General features: G+C 41.4%; 3 protein-coding genes and 2 pseudogenes. 1 reads left to right on the top strand and 4 read right to left on the bottom strand.

Going from position 1 to position 3612, the window contains the following annotated elements:
• Window positions 1-976 (top strand): CAP domain-containing protein (locus tag SMIDD26_RS03130; RefSeq protein WP_061438870.1); only part of this gene is annotated, 976 nt, incomplete at its 5' end.
• A gap of 414 nt (window positions 977-1390) precedes the next feature.
• Here SMIDD26_RS03130 and SMIDD26_RS03125 read toward each other — a convergent pair.
• From SMIDD26_RS03125 to SMIDD26_RS11410, 4 genes and pseudogenes are all read right to left on the bottom strand, one after another.
• Entirely contained in the window at window positions 1391-2299 is a 909-nt protein-coding gene (locus SMIDD26_RS03125) for an Rpn family recombination-promoting nuclease/putative transposase (protein WP_061438868.1), read from the bottom strand.
• A gap of 234 nt (window positions 2300-2533) precedes the next feature.
• Window positions 2534-2950, bottom strand: coding sequence for an EGFR-like transmembrane domain-containing protein (locus SMIDD26_RS03120; RefSeq protein WP_061439159.1), 417 nt, complete (start codon window positions 2948-2950; stop codon window positions 2534-2536).
• A 27-nt stretch (window positions 2951-2977) separates the two neighbouring features.
• Window positions 2978-3187: pseudogene (locus SMIDD26_RS03115) on the bottom strand (hypothetical protein); the annotation flags it as partial.
• 255 nt (window positions 3188-3442) lie between these two features.
• Window positions 3443-3612 (bottom strand): annotated as a pseudogene (locus tag SMIDD26_RS11410) (hypothetical protein); the annotation flags it as partial.

Here is a 3612-nt window from a genome sequence, read left to right as displayed (position 1 = left end):
CCGTATCAATGCCATTCGAAAAGAGGCAGCAGACGAAGGTCTAGTTACTAGCTATGTTCCTATCAAATGGTCAACTGCACTAGAAAAAACAGCCTTCGTTCGTGCAGCAGAAGCTTCTGTAACTATGAATCATAAACGTTTATCTAATAAAGATATTTGGAGTGCCTGGCCTTCAGGAAATTTCTCACTAGCCGAAAACTTAGCTTGGAACTATGACGGATTTATGACAGCTATTAATCAATGGTATGAAGAAAAAGCAAATTACGTCAAATCTCGTAGTGGGGCAAGTGTCTCTGGTCAAACTGGACACTACGAATCCTTAATTAACCCAAAATTGACCTATATGGGGTTGGCAGCCTTTGAAAACCCTGTCACTCAAAATGGATGGATTACCGTTGCACAAAGTTTCGGAACAGCATCTGGTGGCTCTGAAGAATTAGCTGGTGGTTATGGAAAGGCCATTCAATATACAGAAGCAAATTCTTCTCAGACTCAAACATTTGCGACTAAGGCGAATCTTTTTGACAAAGACTTGAATGCTATCGGAACTCATAAAACCAAAACTGCAAATACAAATTCAAGTCAGAAAAATGGGTTCAATCATTCCCAATACTTCGGAAGTTGGATTCAATCAAACGGACGTTGGTGGTTTAAACACAATGACGGCTCATACACGAGTAATGGATGGGAAAAAATAAATAGAACTTGGTATCGCTTTGACAACTCTGGTTGGATGCAAACTGGCTGGGTGAAAGACGGTAGCTGGTACTATCTCGACGGTTCAGGCGCTATGAAGACTGGTTGGCTCAAAGATAATGGTAGCTGGTACTACCTTGATAGCTCAGGTGCTATGAAAACAGGCTGGATGAAGGTATCCGGCAAATGGTATTATACCTATAGCTCTGGCGTCCTAGCAATCAATACAACGACCCCTGACGGCTACCGTGTCAATGACAATGGTGAATGGGTAGGATAATTTAACACAACAAAAAGACTCTATACTATCTCACAGTGAGTAATCTTCACTTTCAGATAGTATAGAGATTTTTATTTACCTAGTATAGCTCTTATCTTAGATTTTAATATAGTGGATTGAAGTTGGAATAGAGCACTGTTGTTTCTGAAACATTGTTAAAAATTGGTTTGAATTTCTCAACTAATTTGTTCAGTTTTTATTTCATTTTACTATACTCTTCTAAAATTTCTTCAAACTACATCACCCTTGCCTTGTCGTGTCTATATATTACTTACTTCGTCAGTTCTATCTACAACCTCAAAACTGGAGTTTGAGAAACCTACGACTAGCTTTCTAATTTGCTATTTGATTTTTATTGAGTATACAAATACCAGTCCAAACCCGTGTTTCTTCAGGTCGAGCATATATATGTATCTAAACCACTTCCAATAGCGCCTCAAACTCAGCAACAGTCATTCCTAACTGCTGGCTGGCAACCTCAGATGTCAGAAGACCTTGGCGAACGAGATTTAGTAGCATAGACAAACTACCTTCAGCACGACCGCGTTCAAGTCCAAGTTCTAAGCCCTTTTCCTCTGCTTGTTCCAAGGCATAGTCGTGTGCTAACAAGGCTTGTTCTTCACGCATACGTAGTTGGCTAAACATCTTCCTGTCCTCCTCGGACCAGCTCTTGTAGTCCAGCAGTTGATCTGCTTGGCTGATGGCTCGCTCAGGGCGCTGGGTAAAGGGTTTATTCCCGAAAAACTCCAACCACGGCTTGCGAACCTCATCTTTGCTGGTTTCTCTGTATTTTTTTAGTTCCAAGAACGCCATCTTAACCAGATGGTTTTCTTGTCCATTATTGGTGATAGTTAAAACCTCACCTGTCGTGTCCTCTCGCATACTAAAACTATGAAAAGCTAGGTCATCTGAGAAATAATTACTATCTACAATTGCGATAGCGTATACTGGTGCAATGTGTTTATAGCTCTGGTGGGTATCACCTTCACGTTGGCGAATTTTTTCAAGATTTTGATTAACCTGACTGCACAAGTAAGCCCACAGGCGATTGATGAAAAAATTCTGATGATGAACTTGAATCTCTATAATAACTTGCGTTCCATTATCTAGCTCCGCCAAAACGTCTATACTGGTATAGAAATCCTGTGCCGAGTAAGGTACGGAAGGCAAGACGTGAATGTTACTTCCCTCCAAAATGGTTACATTTTTGGCTGGCAAGTCCAGCATGTCGCGAATAAATTGACAAGTGATTTCTGGATTGCTAAAAATCTTCTTAGCAACCAAATCATTAGTTGGGCTAATGCCCGGATGTCTGAGAATCATCCTTTTCCTCCTTTTATTATACCACAGTTTTAAATCTAGGTTTGCTAGATTTACTGCTACTATCTATTTATTCGGAAAAGAAAGTTCAAACTATATCATTTTAAACGAAATAAGGAACACTTGCGCGATAACAACATCATTTAACAAATAGCCAAAAAACAACGACAAGGGTTACTCGTCGCTGCTTTTGTGAACGAAAATGTCTTTTAGGTCTGACATTTCATAAATCATGTTTTACTTGAGTTTGGCAAGGGTTGCTTTAAGCTCCTCTACTAGTTTAGCTTCTGTCTCTGCTGAGCCATTTTCTTCTTTCACGAAATCAAGGGTTTCTTGGAGAAGTTTTTGGGCTTTGGAAAGGACTTTTTTATCCGCTTTTTCTGCATCTAGCTGTCCGAGAACCTTGGTCAATTCCGTGCTTAATTGCTGGATTTCTGACCCTTTCTTACGACGAACCAACCAGAAGGCAATCACGCCTAGGAGAGCAAGTAGACTGACCACAATCACTCCTGCTGGAACTGAGTTTGTTTCAGTCATCTTATCTGAATCCTTACTATCTTCCGTTCCTTGTTTGGCATCCTTCTTGTCCTGTGCAGGCTTGCTGTCGCTAGCATTTGCTTTCACATCTTTGAGAGAGGTCAAGGCAGCCTTCACAGACTCTACTGCAGTACGCAGACCTTGCTCAGTCAAGGCACTATCTTCCAGAGCTTTTTGAGCATCTAGGAGAACCGCCTTAGCTGCATCGATTTTCGGATCAGATACTGTTGCCAAAGCTTTCAAGCGTTGGTCTAACTCTTGAGTCAAGGCACGAAGTTTAGACTTGTCAACTTGCTCTTGAGCTGGAGCAGGTGCTTGCGTGCTCGTTGAGCTAGCCGAAGGACTTGCTGCCACTCTAGGAGCCTGAGTCAGAGCTGAGCTTGAAGCTAGGGCAGGACTTGCAGGTTGACTAGGAGCAGTTGGTTGAGACGGTTGAGCACTTGGACTAGATGGAGTTGTTGGTATCTCTGTGACTCCTTGGTCTGGCTGAGTAGGAGTAGAAGGTTGAGGTTGATCTGCTTGTGGACTATACGGTGGTATGTAAATTCCATTCAAAGATTCTTTAGCTAGTTTTAGATTATCCCTAGCTTCATCAACTGCTTTTTGAGAAGCATATAAATCATCTAAAACAGCCTTCGCTTTTTCGATAGCTTTATCAAAAGCATCTTTCTTATCTTTGTCAGCATTGTGATACTTGTAACTTAGAGCCGTGTTGGCTGCTTCATCTACTAGTGCTTGAAGGGCTTGTTTATTAGTCTCCGCTCCTTGTAAACCTTGGA

Source organism: Streptococcus mitis (genome assembly GCF_001579035.1).
Classification (GTDB): domain Bacteria; phylum Bacillota; class Bacilli; order Lactobacillales; family Streptococcaceae; genus Streptococcus; species Streptococcus mitis_J.
The sequence above is the reverse complement of the archived record's forward strand: the minus strand, read 5'-3'. Positions and strand labels throughout refer to the sequence as shown.